The following is a 21362-nucleotide window of genomic DNA, read 5'->3' on the forward strand; positions in this document are numbered from 1 at the left end:
GATCAGTGCGCCTTGCTCTTGAGCATGGTGTCGAACAGGATGTTCACACCGTTGATGAGCGACTGGCCCTTGGCCATCGAGTACTCGGTGTACAGGATCGTCACCGGCTCCTCGGCCACCCGCCACTTGCGGTGGTCGATCATCTCGACGATCTCCGACGCGTGACCCATGCCGTTCAGCGTGATGTTCATCTGCTCGGCCACCGTGCGGTTGAACACCCGCAGGCCGTTGTGCGCGTCGGTCAGGCCGAGCTTGCGCGTGCGGCGGCTGAGCATCACGACCGTCTTGAGCACGACCCGCTTGATCCACGGGATGTGCGCGGTGTCACCGTGGAAGCGGGTGCCGACGATGATGTCCAGCGGCTCGGACCGCAGTCTCTCCAACATGGACAGCACGTCCTCGACGCGGTGCTGGCCGTCGGCGTCGAAGGTGACGAAGTACTCGGCGCCCGGCTGCTTGCGCGCGTACTCGACGCCGGTCTGGATCGCCGCGCCCTGGCCGAGGTTGACCGGGTGCTGGACGAGGTGGGCGCCACCGGCCCGGATGCCGTCCGCGGAGTTGTCCCGGCTGCCGTCGTCCACGCACACGACGTTGGGGAACGTCTGCCGCGCGTGCCGGACGACGTCCTCGATGACCTGTCCCTCGTTGTAGACCGGGACGACGAGCCACACTTCCGACCAGTCGGTCACAAGAGGTCTCCAGATACCGCGCAAGTTGGACGAAGGTGGCTCGAAGAGTACTGCAACCCAGGACATCTACACTGCCTCGGGTACGCCCAGCCGACGCACGACGAGCGTGCGGAGTCGATGCCGCTCGCGGCCGCGCTGGTGCTTCCCAGACTCGGAGAGGATTTCGATGGTTGGTGTGGCCGTCATCGGTGCCGGTTACTGGGGGCCGAACCTGGTGCGCAACGTCCAGGCGACCCCTGAACTGCGGCTCACGACGTTGTGCGACCTCGACGTCGAGCGCGCGCGCAACGTCCTGGGCCGGTACAGCACCGTCCGGGTGACGTCATCCCTCGAAGAGGTGCTGGCCGACCCCGAGGTCGAGGCGGTGGCCGTGGCCACCCCGGCGGCCACCCACCTGAAGGTCGCGCTCGCCGCACTGGAGGCGGGCAAGCACGTCCTGGTCGAGAAGCCGCTGGCCTCGTCCTACGCCGACGGGTTGAAGCTGGTCACGGCCGCCGAGGACCGCGGCCTGACGCTGATGCTCGACCACACCTTCTGCTACACGCCGGTGGTGCGCAGGCTGCGCGAACTCGTCCGCGGTGGTGAACTGGGAGACATCCAGTACATCGACTCGGTGCGCATCAACCTGGGCCTGGTCCAGCCGGACATCGACGTGCTGTGGGACCTCGCGCCCCACGACCTGTCGATCCTCGACTCGATCCTGCCCGACGACGTGCACCCGGTGGCGGTCGCGGCGCACGGGTCGGACCCGGCGGGCGTCGGCCGTGCCTGCGTGGCGTACATGTCGGTGCAGCTGTCCAACGGCTCCATCGCGCACGCGCACGTGAACTGGCTGTCCCCCACCAAGATCCGCTCGATGATCGTCGGCGGCTCCGACAAGACCGCCGTGTGGAACGACCTCGACCCGACGCAGCCGCTGGCCGTCTACGACCGCGGCATCGAGCGGCCCGACGACGAGAGCGTGCGCGTCTCCTACCGCATCGGCGACATGGTCGCGCCCGCCCTGCCCGGTGGCGAGGCGCTGCGCGGAGTAATGGCCGAGTTCGCCGCGTCGATCCTGGAGAAGCGGGCGCCGCTGACCGACGGGCGCGCGGGCCTGCGGGTCCTGGCCCAGTTGGAGGCCGCGTCGGCCAGTCTTGCCGCCGGCGGCACATTCGTGCCGCTGACGGACGTGAACGGAGGAGTTTCCTGATGGACCTGACCGACCAGCGGGCCGTGGTGACCGGCGGCGCGGGCACGATCGGCTCGCACGTGGTCGACCAGCTGTTGGCCGCCGGAGCGCGCGAGGTCGTGGTGATCGACGACCTGAGCCGCGGCCGGGTGGAGAACCTGGCCGACGCCCTGGCGCAGGCACCGGACAAGGTCAAGCTCGTCGAGGGCGACATCCGCGACATCCCGCTGGTCAAGCGGACGATCGCGGGCGCCGACGTGGTGTTCCACCTCGCCGCGCTGCGCATCACGCGCTGCGCCGCCGAGCCCCGGGTCGCGCTGGAGGTGCTGGTCGACGGCACCTTCAACATCATCGAGGCCTCCGTCGAGGCCGAGGTGAAGAAGGTCGTCGCCTCGTCCACGGCGTCGGTGTACGGCCTCGCCGAGGAGTTCCCCACCACGGAGCGTCACCACCCGTACAACAACGACACGTTCTACGGTGCGGCCAAGGCGTTCAACGAGGGCATGCTGCGCAGCTTCAAGGCGATGAGCGACCTCGACTACGTGGCCCTGCGCTACTTCAACGTGTACGGCCCGCGCATGGACGCGCACGGCAAGTACACCGAGGTGCTGATCCGGTGGATGGAGCGCATCGAGGCCGGTGAGCCGCCGCTGATCCTGGGCGACGGCCAGCAGACCATGGACTTCGTGGACGTGCGCGACATCGCCCGCGCCAACATCCTGGCCGCGCGGGCGGACGTCACCGACACCGTCTACAACATCGCCACCTCGACCGAGACGTCGCTGCTGGAGCTGGCCGAGGCCCTCCAGCGGGTGATGGGGTCCACGGTGCCGCTGGAGTTCGGCCCGGCCCGCTCGGTGAACTCCGTGACCCGCCGGCTCGCCGACATCGGCGCCGCCGAGCGCGACCTGGGCTGGAAGCCGACCATCTCGCTGGACGAGGGCCTCGCGGACCTGGTCAAGTGGTGGAGGGAGCAGCGATGATCCCGGTGATCCGGCCGTTCCTCGGCGAGGAGGAGGCCCTGGCCGCGGCCGAGGTCGTCCGCTCCGGCTGGGTGGCGCAGGGGCCGCGGGTCGCCGCGTTCGAGCAGGCGTTCGCCGAGTCGGCGGGTGCCGCGCACGGCGTCGCGGTGTCGAACTGCACCACCGGCCTGCACCTGTCGCTGCACCTGCTCGGCGTCGGCCCCGGTGACGAGGTCGTGGTGCCGTCGTTCTCGTTCATCGCGACCGCGAACGCGGTGAAGTACGTGGGCGCGACCCCGGTGTTCGCCGACGTCGACCCGCTGACCGGCAACGTCACGGCCCAGACCGTGGACGCCGCCGTCACGCCGCACACGGTCGCCGTGATCGCGGTGCACCAGGGTGGCGTGCCGTTCGACGTGGACTCGGTGCAGGCGCTGTGCGACCAGCGCGGCATCGCGCTGGTGCACGACTCGGCGTGCGCGGCGGGCTCCACCTACCGCGGCCGCCCGGTCAGCTCCGGTGCCGGCCTCGCCGCCTGGTCGTTCCACCCGCGCAAGCTGCTCACCACCGGTGAGGGCGGCATGGTCACCACCGGGAACGCCGAGTGGGCGACCCGGCTGCGCAAGCTGCGCGAGCACGGCATGAGCGTGTCCGCCGCGGACCGCCACGCGGCGGGCGGCGTGAAGCTGGAGGAGTACGAAGAGGTCGGCTTCAACTTCCGGATGACCGACATGCAGGCCGCGGTGGGCCTGATCCAGCTGCGCAAGCTGGCCGACGTGATCGCCAAGCGGCGCGAGCTGGCCGGGCGCTACCACAAGCTGCTCGGCGAGCTGGACGGCCTGCGCTGCGTCGGTGACCCGGAGTACGGCACGACCAACTACCAGTCGTTCTGGGTGGTGCTGCCGGACGACTTCGCGGGCACCTCGGTGGACGTGCTGGCGGGCCTGGCCGAGCGGGGCGTGTCGGCCCGGCGCGGCATCATGGCCTCGCACCTGGAACCGGCCTACGCCGACCAGCGCGACGTCGACCTGCCCGTCACCGAGCACCTGACCAGGCGTTCGGTGATCCTGCCGCTGTTCCACCAGATGACCGAGGCCGAGCAGGACACCGTCGTCGGCGCGCTCGACGCGGTGCTCCGAGGGGCGAAGTGACCGCTGCTCCGCTGCTGCTCGTCGGCGCGGGCGGGTTGGCCAGGGAGGCGTTGGCCGCGATCGCCGCGGTCAACGCCGTCGCACCGCGCTGGTCCGTGCTCGGCCTGCTGGACGACAACGACTCGCGGCACGGCGAGCTGGTCGACGGCGTGCCCGTGCTCGGGCCGTCCGCGGCCGTCGCCGACCACCCCGACGCCCGGGTGCTGATCTGCACGGCCAGCACCCGCAACCAGGCCAGCCGCCGGCAGATCGCCGCGCGGCTCGACCTGCCCGCCGAGCGCTACGCCACCGTGGTGCACCCGTGGGCGAGCGTCGCGCCGGGCGGCGAGATCGGCGCCGGTTCGCTGCTGCTCGCGTTCGTCGCGGTGACCGCGCCGCAGGTGATCGGGTCGCACGTGGTGGTCATGCCGCACGTCACCATCACCCACGACGACGCGATCGCCGACCACGTCACGTTCGCCGCCCGGGTCGCCCTGGCCGGTGGCGTGAGCGTGGGCGAGGCGGCCTACCTGGGCAGCGGCGCGCTGGTCCGGGAAGGGCTCTCCATCGGCGCCGGCGCCCTCATCGGCATGGGAGCGGTGGTGCTCTCCGACGTTCCGCCCTTCGAGGTGTGGGCGGGCACCCCCGCCCGGCGCCTGCGCGCGCTCGACCAGACCACGCCCGGTCAAACCAGCACCGCTGGTGAAGCGATCTCACGAGGATGAGCAGATGACGATCCCGGCCCCGATCCCCCCTGTCGACCTGAAGTTCCAGCACGCCGAGGTGGCCGACGAGGTCGCCGAGGGCTGGGCGGCGGTGCTGGCCAGGACGGCGTTCGTCGGCGGTCCCGCCGTCGGCGAGTTCGAGCGGGCGTACGCCGAGTACAGCAACGTGGCGCACTGCGTCGGCGTGGCGAACGGCACCGACGCGCTGGAACTGGCCCTGCGTGCCGTCGGCGTGGGTGTCGGCGACGAGTGCGTCGTGCCCACGAACTCGTTCATCGCGACCGCCGAGGCGGTGGCCCGCACCGGTGCCACGCCGGTGTTCGTGGACTGCGACCCGGACACCTACCTGATCGACACGAAGGCGGCGCTGGCGGCGTTCACCGAGCGCACCAAGGCGGTGCTGCCGGTGCACCTCTACGGCCAGATGGCACCGGTGGAGGAGCTGAAGTCGGCGTGCGACGAGCAGGGCGTGTTCCTCGTCGAGGACGCCGCCCAGTCGCAGGGCGCACGCCGTGACGGCGCGGTGTCCGGCTCGCTCGGCCACCTGGCGGGCACCAGCTTCTACCCGGGCAAGAACCTCGGCGCCTACGGCGACGCGGGCGCGGTGACCACGCAGGACGAGGAGCTGGCGAACCGGGTCCGGCTGCTGAGCCAGCACGGCTCGCAGCAGAAGTACGTGCACAGCACGCTGGGCTTCAACAGCAGGCTGGACACGCTGCAGGCCGTGGTGCTGCACGCCAAGCTGCGCCGGCTGGAGGCGTGGAACGCGCTGCGCGTCGCCGCCGCCGAGTACTACGGCGAGCTGCTGGCCGGTGTCGAGGGCGTGGTGCCGCCGAAGACGCTCGACGGCAACGACCACGTGTGGCACCTGTACGTGGTGCGGGTCGCCGAGCGGGACCGGGTGCTCAAGCACCTGCAGGACAACGGGGTCGGCGGCGCGATCCACTACCCGACGCCGATCCACCTGACCGCGCCGTTCGCCTCGGACGCGCACGGGGTGGGCTCGTTCCCCAACGCCGAGCGGGTCGCGGGCGAGATCCTGAGCCTGCCGATGTTCCCTGGCATCACCCGCGCGCAGCAGGAGCGGGTGGTCGAGGTGCTGGCCGAGGCCGTCCGTTGAGCGGGGTGTTCGTCCACCCGATGGGCCTGTGCGAGAGCGACGCGGTCGGCGCGGGCACCCGCGTGTGGGCGTTCGCGCACGTGCTCAAGGGCGCGAAGGTCGGCAAGGACTGCAACATCTGCGACGGCGCGTTCGTGGAGAACGAGGCCGTGCTCGGCGACAACGTCACGGTCAAGAACAACGTGCTCGTCTACAACGGCGTGACCTGCGAGGACAACGTGTTCCTCGGGCCGAACGCGGTGTTCACCAACGACATGCGGCCGCGGGCGCACCAGAAGCTGGGCAGCGACCAGTTGCTGCCCACGCTGGTGCGCGAGGGCGCCACGCTGGGCGCGGGCGTGGTCGTGGTGTGCGGCACGACGATCGGCCGCAACGCGTTCGTCGGCGCGGGCGCGGTGGTCGCCAAGGACGTGCCCGCGCACGCGTTCGTGGTGGGCAACCCCGCGCAGCAGAAGGGCTGGGTGTGCCGGTGCGCCACCCGGCTGGACGACGACCTGCGCTGCCCCGCCTGCGGGACCGAGCACGAGCGGGCCGACGACGGGCTCGTGGCCAAGCAGTAGTTCCGTGGAACGGCGGCCGGCCGGTGACGAGCGATCGTCACCGGCCGGCCGTCTTCGTCAGACCTGCCGGAAGTAGTCCACGGTCAGCCGCACGCCGGTGGCGATGTCCACCTCGGGCTTCCAGCCCAGCTCGGCCTGCGCGAGCGACGGGTCGATGGCCGACGCGCGCAGGTCACCCAGGCGGGCCGGGGCGAACTCGGGGTCGTCGGCCACGCCCGCCGCCTGCGCGACCAGCGTGTGCAGCTCGCGGTCGGACACCTGGTGCGCGGTGCCGATGTTGTAGCGCCGCCCGCCGCCCGCCTCGCCCGAGGCCGCGATGAACGCCGACACGACGTCCTCCACGAACACGTAGTCGCGGGTGTTGCCGCCGTCGCCGAACACCTTCGTCGGACGGCCCGCGAGCAGCGCGGACGCGAAGATCGCCACCACGCCCGCCTCGCCGTGCGGGTCCTGCCGGGGCCCGTAGACGTTGGCCAGCGCCAGGTGCGTGCACTCCAGGCCGTACAGCTGCCGGTAGGTGTTCAGGTACACCTCGCCGGACACCTTGGACGCCGCGTAGGGCGACTTCGGGTTGATCGGCGTGGACTCGGCGACCGGCAGCACCTCGGGCGTGCCGTAGATCGAGCCGCCGGACGAGGCGAACAGCACCTTGCGCACGCCCGCGCGGCGGGCGGCCTCGGCCAGGTTGACCGTGCCGAGCACGTTCTTGGTGGCGTCGAGCAACGGGTCGGCCACGGACACGCGCACGTCGATCTGCGCGGCCAGGTGGTACACCACCTCGGGCCCGAACGAGGCCACCACGTCGGCCAGCTCCGGCGAGGTGATGTCCACCCGGGAGAACGAGTAGCGGTCGGCGTGGGCCGGGTCGGCGGGCGCCGTCCGCTTGCCCCGGCTCAGGTCGTCGACGACGTGCACCTCGTGCCCGTCCCTCAGGAGCCTGTCGACCAGGGTCGAACCGATGAAGCCGGCACCGCCGGTCACGAGTGCGCGCACGGGTGTTTCTCCAGGTGGGGTCGGGAGAGCGGGACGAGTCGTCACAGGCAGCCTAGAACCACCGCTCCAGGACCAGCGCGACACCGTCCTCGGAGTTGGCCGCGGTGACCTCGTCGGCGGCGTCCAAGGCGTCCTGGTGCGCGTTGGCCATCGCCACCCCGTGACCCGCCCACGTGAGCATCGGTACGTCGTTGGGCATGTCGCCGAACGCCAGCACCCCGCTCGTGGGCACGCCGAGCAGGTCGGCGACGGCGGCCAGGCCGGACGCCTTCGTCACGCCCGGCGCGGCGAACTCCAGCAGGCCCTCGTTGGTCGACCAGGTCATCGCCACCGAGTCGCCGACCAGCGGCCCGGCGGCCCGCGCCATCTCGTCCGACGCCATGCCGGAGTGCCTGACCAGCAGCTTCACCGCGGGCTTGCCGAGCAGCTGGGCCCGCTGGTGGCCCGGCAGCGGCTGCGAGCCCTCGTCCCACGGGTGCAGGTAGTGCTCGTCGGCGATGAACTCCGGCTCGGTCGAGCCGCGGGCGGTCTCGCCGACCCGTTCCGCGGCCATCGCGCAGCCGGGCAGCGCCTCGTCCAGCACGGCGGCCAGGTCGGTCAGCTGCTCGGGGGTGAGCAGCTCGGCCGAGACGACGCGGTCCGCGCCGATGTCGTAGATCACCGCGCCGTTGGAGCACACCGCGTAGCCGGACAGCCCCGCCGCGGCGGCCACCTCCGGCACCCAGCGGGGCGGGCGGCCGGTGGCCAGCACGAACGGGACGCCGGCCGCCAGCACGCGGCCTACCAGGCCCGCGGTGCGCGGGCTGACCCGCCCGAGGGGTGTGAGCAGGGTGCCGTCGACGTCGGATGCCACAAGGGAAGGTCTCTGCACCTGTCCATCGTGCCTCTCGGATACCGTCGCCGGGTGCGCACTGGGATTGTGATCCTGCCCGAACACCGCTGGTGGATGGCCGAACACAAGTGGAAGGCCGCCGAGGAGTACGGCTTCCACCACGCCTGGACCTACGACCACATGGGCTGGCGCTCCCTGGTCGACGGGCCGTGGTTCGGTGCCGTTCCGACGCTGGCCGCGGCGGCTTCGGTGACCGGGACGATCCGGCTCGGCACGCTCGTCGCGTCACCGAACTTCCGCCACCCGGTGCCGTTCGCCCGGGAACTGCTCGCCCTCGACGACCTCTCCGACGGCCGCTTCACGCTCGGCGTCGGCGCCGGCGGTGTGGGGTACGACACGGAGGTGATGGGAGGACCGCCGGCGGGGAGCAGGCAGGGCCGGTTCGAGGAGTTCGTCGCCGCGCTGGACATGCTGCTGGCGCAGGAGCGGACCACGTTCAGCGGAGCGCACTACGAGATCCGTGACGCCCGGAGCGCGCCGGGTTGCGTGCAGCGGCCGAGGCTGCCGTTCGTGGTCGCCGCGAACGGGCCGAAGGCGATGGGCGTCGCGGCGAAGTACGGCACCGGCTGGGTCACCACCGGGCCCGAGACCGACGACGAAACGGCCTGGTGGGACGGGGTGGCCGCGATGACGGCCCGGTTCCGGGAGGTGCTGGCCGGCATCGGGCGGGCCAAGGAGTCGATCGACTTCCACCTCAACGCCGACTCGTGCCCGGTGTACTCGCTGACCAGCGTCGACCGGTTCCGCGAGGTCGCCGGCCGGGCACGTGAGCTGGGGTTCACCGACCTGGTCGTGCACTGGCCGCGGGCCGACGGGGTGTACGCGGGCAGCGAGGCCGTGCTGGAGCGGGTCGCGGCCGACGTGCTGCCCGAATTGGTCGGCAGCTAGCCTTCTGGGCTGTGCGACGAGTCGTGGTGATCGGTGGCGGGATCGTGGGCCTCGCGACGGCGCGGGAGTTGGCCCGGCGCGGTCACGACCTGGTGGTGCTGGAGAAGGAGCCGCGGTGGGCGGCGCACCAGACCGGGCACAACAGCAACGTGGTCCACGCGGGTCTGTACTACAAGCCGGGGTCGCTGAAGGCGCGGATGTCGGTCGCGGGCAACGCCTCGATCGTGGACTACGCGCGTGAGCACGGCGTGCCGGTGGACGTGTGCGGCAAGCTGGTCGTCGCCACCTCGCCGGACGAGGTGCCGCGCCTGGAGGCGCTGGCCGAGCGGGCCGAGGCCAACGGCGTGCCGGCGCGGCGGATCGGCGTGGACGAGGCCCGCGAGTACGAGCCCCAGGTGGCGGCCGTGGCCGCGTTGCGGGTGGAGAGCACCGGGATCATCGACTTCCCCGCGGTGTGCGCGGCCCTCGTGCGCGAGCTGAGCGGCCACGACCTGCGGCTGCACTCGCCCGTGCTGGGCATCCGGCGGGCGCTCAGCGGCGGCGGCGTCGAGGTGGCCACCCCACGGGGCGTGGTCCGGGCCGACGCCCTGGTGAACTGCGCCGGCCTGCACAGCGACCGGATCGCCCGGATGGCGGGCATCAGCCCTTCCGCCGCGATCGTCCCGTTCCGCGGCGAGTACTACGAACTGCGCCACGACCGCCGCCACCTGGTCCGCGGCCTGATCTACCCGGTCCCGGACCCGGCGCTGCCGTTCCTGGGTGTGCACCTGACCCGCATGCTGGACGGCAGCGTCCACGCGGGCCCCAACGCCGTCCTCGCCCTGCGCCGCGAGGGCTACCGCTGGCGCGACATCTCCCCGACCGACCTGGTCGACGTCGCCCGCTTCCCCGGCACCTGGCGCCTGGCCCGCAAGTTCGCCCGCACCGGCGCCGAAGAAGTTTTGCGCTCCCTGTCCCGCAAGCGCTTCGCCCGCAGCCTGGCCCGCCTCGTACCGGCCATCACCGAGGACGACCTGATCCGCGCCTCCGCCGGCGTCCGCGCCCAGGCGATGCGCGCCGACGGCTCCCTCGTCGACGACTTCCTCATCGACACCGCCCCACGCCAGGTCCACGTCCTCAACGCCCCATCACCAGCCGCCACTTCCGCCCTGGAAATCGGCAAGCACGTAGCCACCCAGGTCGAACTCAGCTGGAACTGACCACCGACAACTCCACTGGCACGTCCTTCTCCCCAAAGGGGGGCTTCGTGTCATCCCGCCGACCTGGCGCAGCCTTACCGCACGTGTCAAGGGCGGCGCGTGCGGCTTTGCCCGCTACTTCACTGGGACCTCGCGCCGCCCTTGACGCGTGTGGTAACCCGGAGGGAGGTCGGTGGGATGACACGGAGTCCGGGACCACGCTGGGTCGGCAGTTCCCGGGGGAACAAGAGCGAGACGGGACTCGGGGATGTCATCCTGTTGATCTGCCCGTCCGGCGAGGACTCTTTTGGCTTTTGAGGCTTTTCGTTCTTGTTTGGCTTTTGAGGCTTTTCGTTCTTGTTTGGCTTTTGAGGCTTTTCGTTCTTGCGCTAAGCCGCTACTCGAGTCCCGGCTCGATTTGACATGGGGCCCCTTACGGGCACTCCAGGCAGGCCAAAGCCGGGCAGGCCTGGCGGAAAAAGCGCCCGCCAAGCCTGCCCGGCTTCGACCAGCCTAAAGCACCCGAACCCCATGTAAAATCGAGCCTCCGCGGTCGGGCGGCGAGCCCGTCGTGCTTTTGTTTGAATTACGGACGCGCTTCGATTTCCTGGCGAGCTTGGACTACTTGGTGGGCTTGAGGACGTCCAGGCCGAGGAATGGGCGGAGGGCCTGCGGGACGACGACCGAGCCGTCGGCCTGCTGGTGGTTCTCCAGGATGGCCACGATCCACCGAGTAGTCGCCAGGGTGCCGTTGAGCGTGGCGGCGATCTGCGGCTTCCCGTTCTCGTCCCGGTAGCGCACGTTGAGCCGCCGGGCCTGGAACGTGGTGCAGTTCGACGTCGACGTCAGTTCCCGGTACGCCTGCTGGGTCGGGATCCACGCCTCGCAGTCGAACTTGCGCGCGGCCGACGTGCCGAGGTCGCCGGCGGCCGTGTCGATGACCCGGTAGGGGACCTCGATCTTGGCCAGCATCTCCTCTTCCCACGCCAGCAGCTTGGCGTGCTCGGCCTCGGCGTCCTCCGGCTTGACGTAGGAGAACATCTCGACCTTGTTGAACTGGTGCACGCGGATGATGCCGCGGGTGTCCTTGCCGTACGAGCCCGCCTCGCGCCGGTAGCACGACGACCAGCCCGCGTACCGCTTCGGCCCGTCCAGGATCTCGTCGGCGTGGTAGCCCGCGAGCGGCACCTCCGACGTGCCGACCAGGTACAGGTCGTCGGCTTCGAGGCGGTAGATCTCGCTCGCGTGGGCGCCGAGGAACCCGGTGCCCGCCATGATCTCGGGCCGCACCAGGGTCGGCGTGATCATGAGCTGGAACCCGGCGGCGGTCGCCTGGGCGACGGCCATGTTCAGCAGCGCCAGCTCCAGCTGCGCGCCGACGCCGGTGAGGAAGTAGAAGCGCGAGCCGGACACCTTCGCGCCGCGTTCCATGTCGATCGCGCCGAGCCGCACGCCCAGGTCGAGGTGGTCCACCGGTTCGAAGTCGAACTCCCGCTTCTCGCCGACGTGCTTGAGCACCACGTAGTCGTCCTCGCCGCCCGCGGGCGCGTCGGGGTGGACGATGTTCGGCACGGCGCGGTGCAGCTCGTTCAGCTCGGCCTCGGCGGCGGACTGCTCGGCCTCGGCGGCCTTGACCTCGGCGGCCAGCTCCTTGCCCTTGACCAGCAGCGCGTCGCGCTCCTCGCCCTTGGCCCGGCCGACCTGCTTGCCGAACGTCTTCTGCTCGCCGCGCAGCGCGTCGGCGCGGGCGATGGCGGCCCGGCGGCGCTCGTCGGCGGACAGCAGCGCGTCGACCACGGTCTCGTCCTCGCCACGCGCGCGTTGCGACGCGCGGACGGCTTCCGGGTTCTCGCGCAGTGCCTTGAGGTCAATCACACAGGGAAGGGTAGTACCCGGCGGAAAACGATTTGCAGGACGTCGCACCCCGCTGTCGGACCCCTCGGGCAGGATGCGCGCGTGGTTGAACGAGCAGACGACGAGCCCGACCTGCCCGCCGACGTGGTGGCGGAGGTCGAGGAGTACGCGCGGGTCGTGGTGCACGGCGGTTTCACCGCGTTGGACGACGCGGTCGAGGAGGTGGCCGAGCACTTCGAGGACGGGGAGCACCCGGTCACGCCGGAGGCCGCGCGGGCCGTGGTGGAGCGGGTGTGGCGGGAGCGGTCCGCCGAGCAGGACGGGTGGCCGGCGAGCACGGACGTGGACCGGCTGTTCACCGTGTTCGAGGCGCTCGACCGGGGCGGGATCACCGCCCGCGCCGACTTCACCTGCTGCCAGACGTGCGGTCACGCCGAGATCGGCGACGAGGCGGCCGAGGGTGCGCGCGGGTACGTGTTCTTCCACCGGCAGGACACCGAGAGCGCCGTGGCGCACGGCCACGTGTGGCTCGCGTACGGGTCGCTGGGCGAGGTGGCCGACCACGCGGCGGCCGACGAGGCGGTGGGGCGCGAGGTGGTCGCGGCGCTCACCGCGGGCGGGCTGCCCGTCGAGTGGAACGGGTCGGTGCGCACCCGGATCAGCGTCGGGCCGATCACCTGGCAGAAGCGGCTGCCGGTGGGCTGAGCAGCGCGAAGGGGGCGTGCCCGACCGGCGGGCACACCCCCTTCGCGGCTGGTCCCGCGTAACTTCGCGCTACGAGATGGCGACCGCGACCACGAGGCCGAGGGCGACGTGCGCCGACGCGACGACGACGCTGGCCGGCGCGAACCGCTCGGACTCGATCAGCGAGCCGATGTCCAGGCGGGTCACCCACTCCAGCAGCCGGACCGCGAGCACCTGGACGATGATGCCGACGAAGCCGAAGATCAGGGCCGACAGCAGGCCCTCGTCCAGCTTGCCCGCCGCGCTGTAGATCGCCACGACCACGATCAGGGCCATGCTGACCAGGCCCGCGGACGTGACGATGACCGCGTTCGGGGCGCCGCCGCGCACCAACGTGCTCAGCTTGCCGGGCGTGGTCCAGTCGATGGCGTAGAAGCCGACGACCATCAGGACGAGGCCGACGATCGCGTAGAGCGCGATCGCGCCGACGCCGGTGCCGATGGCGGACCCGAAGCCGGGGTCCAACGCGAGTGGGGGAATCACTGACCCTCCATGGTGTGCAGGTTGATCGGTTGTGCCGCCGGTGAAGGAGCCGGTGACGACGGGTGTGGTGCCTTCTCGGGGTTCGGGGAGCAGCTCATGCGACTCGTTCGCTCGTCCGAATCACGCGACTTCACGTGACTTCACTCGACTCACTCGACGATCCGGTGCGGCACGAACGCCGCGCCGTCGTCGGTGACCAGGCCGACGGTCTCCCGGATGCCCAGGCCCGCCGAGGCGTCGCCGACGACCCACGCGCCGAGCGCCGGCCGGTAGCCGTCGAACTCGGGCAGCGGGTCGAACAGCTGGTAGACGAAGCCCTCCTTGCCGTAGACCCCGCCGGTCTGGGTCTCGTAGCCGGGGGCGACGATCTGGATGTTCTGCCCCTCCCGGCCCAGCCGCGGCTTGCGCACGTACTCGGTGAGCAGGCCGGGTTCGTCCAGGAACGCGGGCAGCAGGTTCGGGTGGCCGGGGTACATCTCCCACAGCACGGCCAGCAGCGCCTTGTTGGACAGCAGCATCTTCCACAGCGGCTCGACCCACAGGGTGCCGGGCAGGCTCTCCACGGCGTAGCGGCCGAACTGCTCGTCGACCACCCACTCCCACGGGTAGAGCTTCACGACCGTGCCCATCGGCGCGTCTTCCAGGTCCACGAACCGGCGCAGCAGCGGGTCCCAGCCGATCTCCTCGATCGCCAGGCCGACGGTGTCCATGCCCGCCTCGGCCGCGGTCTCCTGCAAATAGGCCACGGTGACGTGGTCCTCGCCGGAGGGGTCCGCGCCCGACCAGGTGAAGTGCAGTTCGTTGGACGGCAGCCTGCCGCCGATCTCGGCCCAGCGCTCGACCAGCTTCTCGTGGATGGAGTTCCACTGGTCGTCCTCGGGGAAGACGTCGGTCTTCCAGTTCCACTGGACGACCGACGCCTCCAGCAGCGACGTGGGCGTGTCGGCGTTGTACTCCAGCAGCTTGGCCGGGCCGCTGCCGTCGTAGCGCAGGTCGAACCGCCCGTACACGTGCGGGTCGCGGCGCTTCCACGACTCGGCGATCGCGGGCCACAGCCACTCGTTGATGCCGAAGTCCCGGAAGCGCTCGGTGAGCACCACGTTGTCGACGGCTTCGAGGCACATGTTGTGCAGCAGCTCGACGTCCGCTTCGAGCGACAGCACGTCGCTCATGTCGAAGACGTAGTGCGCCGACTCGTCCCAGTACGGGCGCGGGCTGCCGTCCGCGGCCCTGGCCGGCGCGCCGAACACCAGCCCCTGCTCGGAGACGGTGCGCTGCCAGTTCGGCCGGGGCGCGGAGGACTCCCGACGCACTCAGCTGCCCCCGCTCTTGCTGCCGCCGGACACGCCGAACCCACCGCGCTGCACGACCGTGCCGGACTTGGTGGTGATGTTCGCGCCCTTCGGCATGGTGTAGGTGCCGCCGCTGACCTTCTGGCCGATCGGGGTGCTCGGCGCGCCGTAGTTGTAGCGGTACGAGCTGCCACCGATGTAGATGAACCCGCCGCTGACGTACCCGCCGTGGCTGCGCGCGTAGCTCTCGTCGCAGTACTGGTCCTCGACCACCACGTCGTCGCGGGTGCACTGGGCCACCACGTCGTCGGGGCTGGACACGGCGTACCAGATGGCCACCACGCCGGCCACGCCGACGGCCACGCCACCGCCGATGAGCAGCCGCTTGCGCAGCTTCCGGCGACGCGCCTCCTCGGCTTCGACGGCGAGCTGCTGCTCGCGCTGCTGCTCGATCGCCGCGGCGCGGGCGCGCTGCTCGGCCAGTGTCGGCGGGCGGGGCTTGGTCTGGCCCGCCTCCTGCCGCCGGATCTGGCCGCGCCCGCCCTGCGGCGGTTGCTGCTGGTCCGCGGGCGGGGGCGCGTACGGCGGCGGCGACGCGCCACCGGCCTGCGGCCCCGGCGCGGCCGGTCCGTTCGGTCGGTCTGGTCCGTTCGGCCCACCCTGACCGGGCGTCGCCGCGTTACCGGTGTTGTCGTTCTCAGTCATCAGCCACTCCCGGCGGGGACGGTACAGAGATCGGCCGCCGAATGGGTGACGAGTGTCCCAAAAGCAACACTTTCCACCCGCCCGAACGGTTACTCGGCCTACACAGGCATCATGGAGTAGATGTCCGCGACCACGCGCTGGTTTCGTCGAGGTGACCACTTGGTCATGCTCGGCGCGTCGGCTGGCGCGTTCGTCCTGTTGGCCCTGAGCACGTTCATGGGGTGGCCGGTGGGCGCGGGTGGCGTCGGCAGCACGCCCAGTACCGCGGTGAACCCCGTCATGGCCGCTCAGGCGGGTGACTGCCTGAACTGGACCGAGCAGGACCTGTCGGACGTCGAGAAGGTCGACTGCGCCGCCCAGCACCTGTTCGAGGTGACCGGTGTGGCGGACATCTCCGCCGATCACGGGCCCCAGGCGCCGTTCCCGGACGACGCGCAGTGGCAGCAGATCAGCCAGGAGCGGTGTTCGAAGCTGTCGCTGGACTACCTCGGCGGCAAGTTCGACCCGTTCGGCAAGTACACGGTCGGGCCGCTCAACCCGGGCGAGCGGCTGTGGGGCGAGGGCCAGCGGACGCTGCGCTGCGGCCTGCAGGTGGCCGGTCCGGCGGGCGGCCTGCTCCCCGCTTACGGCACCGCGCGCACCCAGGACCAGTCCGACGTCTACGACCCGGGCGTGTGCCTGGGCATCACCGAGACCAGGTCCGTCGGCGACCCGATCGAGTGCCTGAAGCCGCACACGTTCGAGATCACCGGCGTGGTGACCTTGCCGCCCGGCGAGTTCCCGTCGCCCGAGCAGCAGGACCAGCTGCTGGTCGACGAGTGCACCCGGATCACCGCCGAGTACACCGGCGGCGCCGAACTGAAGGCCCGCGGCCTCATCGTCACCTGGGACACCAGGGTGCTGGAGAGCTGGACGGCCGGTTCGCGGCTGGTGAACTGCAAGGTCGGCGCGCAGCCGGTGGACGGCGTGCTGGTCGCGTGGGAGGGCAGCGTGCGCAACCCGAACGCGCCGCCGCTGACCACGTCCAACCCGCCGCAGACGACCGCCGTGCAGCAGGACGAGCCGACCGGCGCGCCGCTGCACTCGCAGTCCAACTCCAGCTCCGCCGATCCGTCGACGTCGGGCTCCAAGCCGCCGAAGTCGGACGAGGAAACCACCACGACGACTCCGACGACCACGACGAGGTGACGTCATGCCGGTGGAGATGACCCGTCAGCGGTTCGAGGAGCTGGTCGGCGAGGCCCTCGACCTCATCCCACCGGAGTTCGCGGCCGCGATGAACAACGTGGTGGTGCTGGTCGAGGACCGCAACGCCGACGTGCCGAGCCTGCTCGGGCTCTACCACGGCATCGCGCTGACCAGCCGGACCACCGACTACGGCGGCGTCCTACCGGACCGGATCTCCATCTACCGCGAAGCGATCCTGGACATCTGCCGCACCGAGGACGACGTGGTGGAGGAAGTCGTGGTCACCGTGGTCCACGAGATCGCCCACCACTTCGGCATCGACGACGCCAAGCTGCACGAACTGGGCTGGGGCTGACCCACCGACCGCTCGGCGTGATCTTGAGCCGCGTGCTCTCCAAGACCTCGCGGTAGCCTCGTGCGGTACCTCTATCGCGGCGGGACGGTGTGCATGGACGTCGACGACTCGCACATTGGCAGGCGGGTGCGCGAGGTCCGCTCATGGCGAGGGATGAAGCAGGGTGTCGTGGCAGGTCTGGCGGGGATGACGCCCAGCTACCTGAGCATGATCGAGAGCGGCAAACGGCCGGTCAGGACGAGGGCGACGTTGGAGGCCCTGGCCGCCGCACTACGGGTTTCGCCCGCCGAGCTGACAGGTAGGCCCTACGCCCCATCTGATTCGTCCTCCAGCGAGACGCACGCGAACATCCATGCCGTCGAGGATGCGGTGACCAGCTGGCGCCCCGGTGAGACCCCGGCCGCTCCACGACGTCCCTGGGAAGCGGTCCAGGCCGATGTCGACCTGTTGAACCACAAACTCCGGCCGGACGCGGACTACGCAGCACAATCCGCGCTGCTACCGATCCTGATCCGCGATCTGCTCGTCGCTGTGCACGACGACAGGCACCGGTCGGCCGCCCTGATCGGGCTGCTGGGCGCGTACAAGGCTGTCGCGTATCTCGCGCACGACCTCGGCGTGCCGGGACTGCCGACGCTGGCCGTCGAACGGATGCGTGTGGTCGCCGAAGAGTTGGACGATCCCGTGTGGCTGGCATATGCCGCCTACCAGCGCTCTCAACTCATCAGTGGCGCCAACCGATCTCGGCAGTACGAGCTCGCGGTGTCGGTGGCCGACATGCCAGGGTCGCGTCATGAGGTTCGCGGACTCGCTCACCTGACCGCGGCGCTTTCGTCGGCGGCACAGGGGCACGCGGAGACCGCTCAGGACCACTTGGCCGAGGCAGCGAGCCTGGCCGAGCGCGTCGAACCGGATGTGAGCCCCTGGATGCAGACCAACTTCGGACGGACCAACGTCGGGATCTGGCGGGTGTCGATCGGACTGGAGTTGGGCGATGCCGCGAAAGTGGCGGAGATTGCCGCGCACGTGCGTCCTGACGGAGTTTCCCGATCACGGCAAGCGGCGTTCTGGATCGACTACGGCCGGGGCTTGCTGACCGAGCGCAAGCACCGCGAACGTGGCTTGGCCGCTCTCCTGTACGCCGAAAAGCTCGCTCCGCAGAAGGTGCGCAACAATGCGTTCGCACGCGAATCGGTGGCGGATCTACTCCGACAGGCGCGCCGCGAAGCCGGTGGTCGCGATCTTCGCGGTCTCGCGTGGAGGATGGGCATAGCCCCGACCGGGTGATCCTCCCACCTGCTTAACAAGCTGTGAAGCAGGTGATCGAGGTCCGACCTAGCGTCGTTTCCGAATACGGATGTGACGTCGGACAGGACCGTCGTCGTGCCACGAAATCGGGAGGGTCGAATGACCTCGTCCACACTCACCACCGGGCCCGGACACGGGTTGATCTCGCCGGAACTGCACGGCCGGTTGGTACGGCAGTTGCTCAATGAACACGCGGGAATGACCGGCGATCTGGCCGTCCGGACCGTGAATCAGGCAGTCGTGTTCCTGAAGACGTGCGCCGACAACCCCGGCAAGCACTTCCGCCCGAGTCGAGCCGTCGATCTCGGCTGGCACCAGTTCATCCTGAACACCATCGACTACGCCGACTTCTGCGAGGACATCGCCGGTTACTTCATCCATCACGTCCCCGACGAAGTCACCCCGCCGAGCAATTCGCGTTCCGCGCTGAAGGCAGCTTTGGCTCCTACTGTGCAGGCGATCAGGGCGAGCGGTTTCGAGGTCGACGTCGAGTTGTGGGAAACGTCGGCGGGCGAGTGCACGCAGTGCCACGACGGCTGCACCAACTGCGGCCAAGGTGGTGACGACGACGGGGCCGCGGCACGTCGTTCCGTGGCGTTCGGGCAGTAGCCCGAGAACGATGGAGCAGATGGCGAACCGTCGTGATTGGCACGACTTGCCCGCAAGCGTGCGAGCGGCCGTGGAGCACAGGACCGGAGCGGTGTCGGCGGCGGAATCGGTCAGCGGAGGGCGGAACTCCGAGATGGCGGTAACGCTGTCGACCGATTCCGGTCGCGTGTTCTGCAAGGGGATCACGACGGATTCGCCATTGGCGAGAATGCACCGCAACGAGGTCACCGTCAACCCGTTCCTGCCCGGACGGCTCGCTCCGCGCCTGCTGTGGTCCATCGAGATGGACGGCTGGTTGCTGCTCGGATTCGAGCACATCCCCGGCAGGCACGCCGACCTGTCCCCCGGCACAGCGGATCTGCCGGCCGTCGCGGATGTCGTGGACGAGATCGGCCGCACGGCTCCGCCCCCCGCATCCATCGCCCACCGCGTGATGTCGGCTCAATGGGCGCGGGCGATGGAGGTCGAGACCAACCTCCCCCCGCCTGGTGACGCCGACCCGTGGTCGTTGGCCAACGCCGATCTACTGGCCACGTGGGCCGCCCGCGCGCCCGCTCGCATGGAGGGTCGACGCCTGATCCACTCGGACCTCAACCCGGCGAACATCCTCGTGTCCGACACTGCGCGGGTGGTCGACTGGGCCTGGTGGAAGACCGGCGCAGCCTGGGTCGATCCCGCGTTCCTGGTCATCCGGCTCGTCGCGGAAGGGCACGACCCGGGCTCGGCGGAGGAGTGGGCTCGCCGGTTCGACGGCTTCGCCGCAGCCTCGCCGGACACGCTGACGGCCTTTTCCGCGTCGGTGCTCCGGCTGTGGGAACGCAAGTTCGCGGCCACTCCCGCCACGAACGCGGCACGAACCTGGGCGCGCTACCGAGTGGCCTGACCCTGCTTCGAACCGAGCTGGGACGCCGGCGCCTCGGCCCGCTCAGCCGTCGACCACGTCCACGCCGGTCCACGACGTGCAGCGCCAGCCGTCGGAGGCGCGTTCCAGCACGACCCGCCCGGTGTTGGGCAGCAGGCCCGCCTCGGCCAGCGCGGGGCTCACGTTGCGGGCCAGGGCGAGCGCGCCCATCCGCAGCGACGCGCCGTGGCTGACCAGCACCACCGTCTCGCCGTCGGCGTGCTTGGCGGTGATCTTGCCCACCGCGTCGAGGTAGCGGTCGAGGACCTGGCGACCGCTCTCGCCGCCGGGCAGCGGCACGTCCAGGTCGCCCTCGGCCCACTGCTTCACGGTGGCGATGAAGACCTCGAACGCCTCGCGGTCGTGCCGCCCTTCGAGGTCGCCGCAGAAGATCTCCTGCACGCCCTCGACGACCTCGACGTCCAGGCCGTGCGCCGCCGCCACGGGCGCCGCGGTCTGCTGCGCGCGCACCGCCGTGCTGGCGTAGACGGCGGCCACCGGCTCGGCGGCCAGCTGCTCGGCCAGCGCCGCGGCCTGCGCCACGCCCGCGTCGGTCAGCGGCGGGCCGGGTGGCAGCGAGTCCAGCGCCATCTTCACGTTCGACGCCGTCTCGCCGTGTCTGACCAGGATCAACCTCACGCGCCGTGCCCCCTCCGGACTGTCTCGACCCATTCGGCCGCCGCCACGAACTCCTCGTTGCCCGCCACCACACCACCCGGTTCGGCCTTCGGGTACGAGCCGAGGAACCGGGTCTGCGGGCAGTGCCGGTGCAGTGCGGCCAGCGCGTCGCCCACCCTGGGCTCGGCCACGTGACCGTCGAGGTCGATGTAGAACCGGTACTCGCCGAGCCTGCCCTTGGTGGGCCGCGACTCGATGCGGGTCAGGTTGATGCCGCGCAGCGCCAGCTCGACCAGCAGCTCCGACAGGGCGCCGACCTTGTCCGAGACCGTGCAGACCAGGGACGTGCGGTCGTGGCCGGTCGGCTCGGGCAGCGCGCCGGGCGGGCGGACGAGCAGGAACCGGGTCTTCGCGTCCCGCACGTCGGCCACGTCGGTGGCCAGCACCTCCAGCGGGTAGTGCCGCACGGCCACGGGCGCGCTCACGGCCGCGTCGAACTCGCCGCCCAGCACGGCACGGGCGGCGGCGGCGGTGGACGTCGTGGCGACCACGTCGGCCTCCGGCAGGTGCTCGGCGATCCAGTGCCGCACCTGCGCGAGGGCGTGCGGGTGGCTGGCGACCGTGCGCACGGGCCCGCCGCCGGGCCGCACGAGCACGCTGAACCGCACCGGCAGCACCGCCTCGGCCACCGCGACCAGCGGTTCGCCCTCGGTCAGCGCGTCCATCGTCGCGGGCACCGCACCCTCGACGGAGTTCTCCACCGGCACGCACGCCGACTGGGTCTCCCCCCGGCGGGTGGCGGCGAGCGCGGCGGGCACCGTGTCGAACGGGACCAGTTCCTGCTGCGGAGAGGCGAAGCCGCGTGCGGCCTGCTCGGTGAACGTTCCCTGCGGTCCGAAATAGGCGAGCACGGCCGCAACGATACGAGGACCACGGTTGGTAGCGCCGTTGAGGCGAGGATCACCCGCCCGGCGGGTGCCCGCCCCCGTTCCGCAGC

General features: G+C 70.8%; 23 protein-coding genes. 14 read left to right on the forward strand and 9 right to left on the reverse strand.

The genetic code is table 11. The features are described from left to right. Nucleotides 1-2 precede the first annotated feature (2 nt). Nucleotides 3-689 (reverse strand): glycosyltransferase family 2 protein, encoded by a 687-nt coding sequence (locus A6A25_RS34790; RefSeq protein WP_241829077.1) that lies wholly within the window; start codon nucleotides 687-689, stop codon nucleotides 3-5. A gap of 166 nt (nucleotides 690-855) precedes the next feature. On the opposite strand from A6A25_RS34790, the gene A6A25_RS34795 reads away from it, so the two are divergent. Genes A6A25_RS34795 through A6A25_RS34820 form a run of 6 tightly spaced genes read left to right on the forward strand, consistent with a single transcriptional unit; the run spans nucleotide 856 to nucleotide 6357 of the window. Further along, entirely contained in the window at nucleotides 856-1881 is a 1026-nt protein-coding gene (locus A6A25_RS34795; RefSeq protein ID WP_073897486.1) for a Gfo/Idh/MocA family protein, read from the forward strand. Then, the gene (locus tag A6A25_RS34800) at nucleotides 1881-2843 is read left to right on the forward strand and encodes an SDR family NAD(P)-dependent oxidoreductase (RefSeq protein WP_073897501.1); all 963 of its coding nucleotides are present in this window, start codon (nucleotides 1881-1883) and stop codon (nucleotides 2841-2843) included. The genes A6A25_RS34795 and A6A25_RS34800 overlap by 1 nt, the downstream gene beginning before the upstream one ends. Then, on the forward strand, nucleotides 2840-3973 hold the full coding sequence (locus A6A25_RS34805) for a DegT/DnrJ/EryC1/StrS family aminotransferase (protein WP_073897503.1): 1134 nt from the start codon (nucleotides 2840-2842) through the stop codon (nucleotides 3971-3973). Before A6A25_RS34800 ends, A6A25_RS34805 begins: the two co-directional genes overlap by 4 nt. Then, nucleotides 3970-4677 carry a NeuD/PglB/VioB family sugar acetyltransferase gene (locus A6A25_RS34810; protein WP_073897505.1) on the forward strand — a complete coding sequence of 236 codons (708 nt, stop codon included), beginning with the start codon at nucleotides 3970-3972 and terminating at the stop codon, nucleotides 4675-4677. The genes A6A25_RS34805 and A6A25_RS34810 overlap by 4 nt, the downstream gene beginning before the upstream one ends. Before the next feature lie 4 nt (nucleotides 4678-4681). Beyond that, nucleotides 4682-5797, forward strand: coding sequence for a DegT/DnrJ/EryC1/StrS family aminotransferase (locus A6A25_RS34815; protein WP_073897507.1), 1116 nt, complete (start codon nucleotides 4682-4684; stop codon nucleotides 5795-5797). A gap of 5 nt (nucleotides 5798-5802) precedes the next feature. Next, entirely contained in the window at nucleotides 5803-6357 is a 555-nt protein-coding gene (locus A6A25_RS34820) for an acyltransferase (protein WP_241829092.1), read from the forward strand. A 57-nt stretch (nucleotides 6358-6414) separates the two neighbouring features. Here A6A25_RS34820 and A6A25_RS34825 read toward each other — a convergent pair whose 3' ends face one another. Together A6A25_RS34825 and A6A25_RS34830 are read right to left on the reverse strand one after the other, a co-directional pair. Continuing rightward, on the reverse strand, nucleotides 6415-7350 hold the full coding sequence (locus tag A6A25_RS34825; protein ID WP_073897509.1) for an NAD-dependent epimerase/dehydratase family protein: 936 nt from the start codon (nucleotides 7348-7350) through the stop codon (nucleotides 6415-6417). Nucleotides 7351-7402: 52 nt separating this feature from the next. Then, nucleotides 7403-8221 carry an HAD family hydrolase gene (locus A6A25_RS34830; protein WP_073897511.1) on the reverse strand — a complete coding sequence of 273 codons (819 nt, stop codon included), beginning with the start codon at nucleotides 8219-8221 and terminating at the stop codon, nucleotides 7403-7405. 33 nt (nucleotides 8222-8254) lie between these two features. Here A6A25_RS34830 and A6A25_RS34835 point away from each other — a divergent pair, with 33 nt between their 5' ends. Then, a complete protein-coding gene (locus A6A25_RS34835; protein WP_073897513.1) occupies nucleotides 8255-9130 on the forward strand; it encodes an LLM class flavin-dependent oxidoreductase in 876 nt (291 codons plus the stop codon). A gap of 11 nt (nucleotides 9131-9141) precedes the next feature. Next, on the forward strand, nucleotides 9142-10329 hold the full coding sequence (lhgO, locus tag A6A25_RS34840; RefSeq protein WP_073897515.1) for an L-2-hydroxyglutarate oxidase: 1188 nt from the start codon (nucleotides 9142-9144) through the stop codon (nucleotides 10327-10329). A 600-nt stretch (nucleotides 10330-10929) separates the two neighbouring features. Here lhgO and serS read toward each other — a convergent pair. Continuing rightward, entirely contained in the window at nucleotides 10930-12183 is a 1254-nt protein-coding gene (serS, locus tag A6A25_RS34845; protein ID WP_073897517.1) for a serine--tRNA ligase, read from the reverse strand. A gap of 81 nt (nucleotides 12184-12264) precedes the next feature. Between serS and A6A25_RS34850 the strand changes: the two genes are divergently transcribed. Continuing rightward, entirely contained in the window at nucleotides 12265-12867 is a 603-nt protein-coding gene (locus tag A6A25_RS34850; RefSeq protein ID WP_073897519.1) for a DUF6891 domain-containing protein, read from the forward strand. 69 nt (nucleotides 12868-12936) lie between these two features. Here the strand turns inward: A6A25_RS34850 and A6A25_RS34855 are convergent, their stop codons facing one another. The 3 genes from A6A25_RS34855 to A6A25_RS34865 all read right to left on the reverse strand — a co-directional run bounded on the left by A6A25_RS34855 (nucleotide 12937) and on the right by A6A25_RS34865 (nucleotide 15386). After that, a complete protein-coding gene (locus tag A6A25_RS34855; RefSeq protein ID WP_073897521.1) occupies nucleotides 12937-13389 on the reverse strand; it encodes a DUF350 domain-containing protein in 453 nt (150 codons plus the stop codon). Nucleotides 13390-13538: 149 nt separating this feature from the next. Continuing rightward, entirely contained in the window at nucleotides 13539-14702 is a 1164-nt protein-coding gene (locus A6A25_RS34860; RefSeq protein ID WP_073897523.1) for a glutathionylspermidine synthase family protein, read from the reverse strand. Continuing rightward, complete coding sequence (locus A6A25_RS34865) at nucleotides 14703-15386, reverse strand: hypothetical protein (RefSeq protein ID WP_083668912.1); 684 nt, start codon at nucleotides 15384-15386, stop codon at nucleotides 14703-14705. A gap of 120 nt (nucleotides 15387-15506) precedes the next feature. Here A6A25_RS34865 and A6A25_RS34870 point away from each other — a divergent pair, with 120 nt between their 5' ends. The 5 genes from A6A25_RS34870 (at nucleotide 15507) to A6A25_RS34890 (ending at nucleotide 19729) form a co-directional block, all read left to right on the forward strand. Then, nucleotides 15507-16574, forward strand: a complete 1068-nt coding sequence (locus A6A25_RS34870) for a septum formation family protein (RefSeq protein ID WP_241829078.1) — start codon at nucleotides 15507-15509, stop codon at nucleotides 16572-16574. Between the two features lie 4 nt (nucleotides 16575-16578). After that, the gene (locus tag A6A25_RS34875; protein WP_073897527.1) at nucleotides 16579-16929 is read left to right on the forward strand and encodes a metallopeptidase family protein; all 351 of its coding nucleotides are present in this window, start codon (nucleotides 16579-16581) and stop codon (nucleotides 16927-16929) included. A gap of 93 nt (nucleotides 16930-17022) precedes the next feature. Further along, on the forward strand, nucleotides 17023-18216 hold the full coding sequence (locus A6A25_RS34880; RefSeq protein WP_073897938.1) for a helix-turn-helix domain-containing protein: 1194 nt from the start codon (nucleotides 17023-17025) through the stop codon (nucleotides 18214-18216). 120 nt (nucleotides 18217-18336) lie between these two features. Further along, nucleotides 18337-18846, forward strand: coding sequence for a glycine-rich domain-containing protein (locus A6A25_RS34885; RefSeq protein ID WP_073897529.1), 510 nt, complete (start codon nucleotides 18337-18339; stop codon nucleotides 18844-18846). A 133-nt stretch (nucleotides 18847-18979) separates the two neighbouring features. Continuing rightward, a complete protein-coding gene (locus A6A25_RS34890; protein ID WP_241829094.1) occupies nucleotides 18980-19729 on the forward strand; it encodes a phosphotransferase in 750 nt (249 codons plus the stop codon). 42 nt (nucleotides 19730-19771) lie between these two features. On the opposite strand, the gene A6A25_RS34895 is transcribed toward A6A25_RS34890, so the two are convergent. Both A6A25_RS34895 and pheA read right to left on the reverse strand, forming a co-directional pair. Then, the gene (locus A6A25_RS34895; RefSeq protein WP_073897531.1) at nucleotides 19772-20386 is read right to left on the reverse strand and encodes a histidine phosphatase family protein; all 615 of its coding nucleotides are present in this window, start codon (nucleotides 20384-20386) and stop codon (nucleotides 19772-19774) included. Then, nucleotides 20383-21276, reverse strand: coding sequence for a prephenate dehydratase (gene pheA, locus A6A25_RS34900; protein ID WP_143193600.1), 894 nt, complete (start codon nucleotides 21274-21276; stop codon nucleotides 20383-20385). Before pheA ends, A6A25_RS34895 begins: the two co-directional genes overlap by 4 nt. Between the last annotated feature and the right edge of the window lie 86 nt (nucleotides 21277-21362).

Origin of the sequence: Saccharothrix sp. CB00851, assembly GCF_001905065.1 — a bacterium.
GTDB lineage: Bacteria > Actinomycetota > Actinomycetes > Mycobacteriales > Pseudonocardiaceae > Actinosynnema.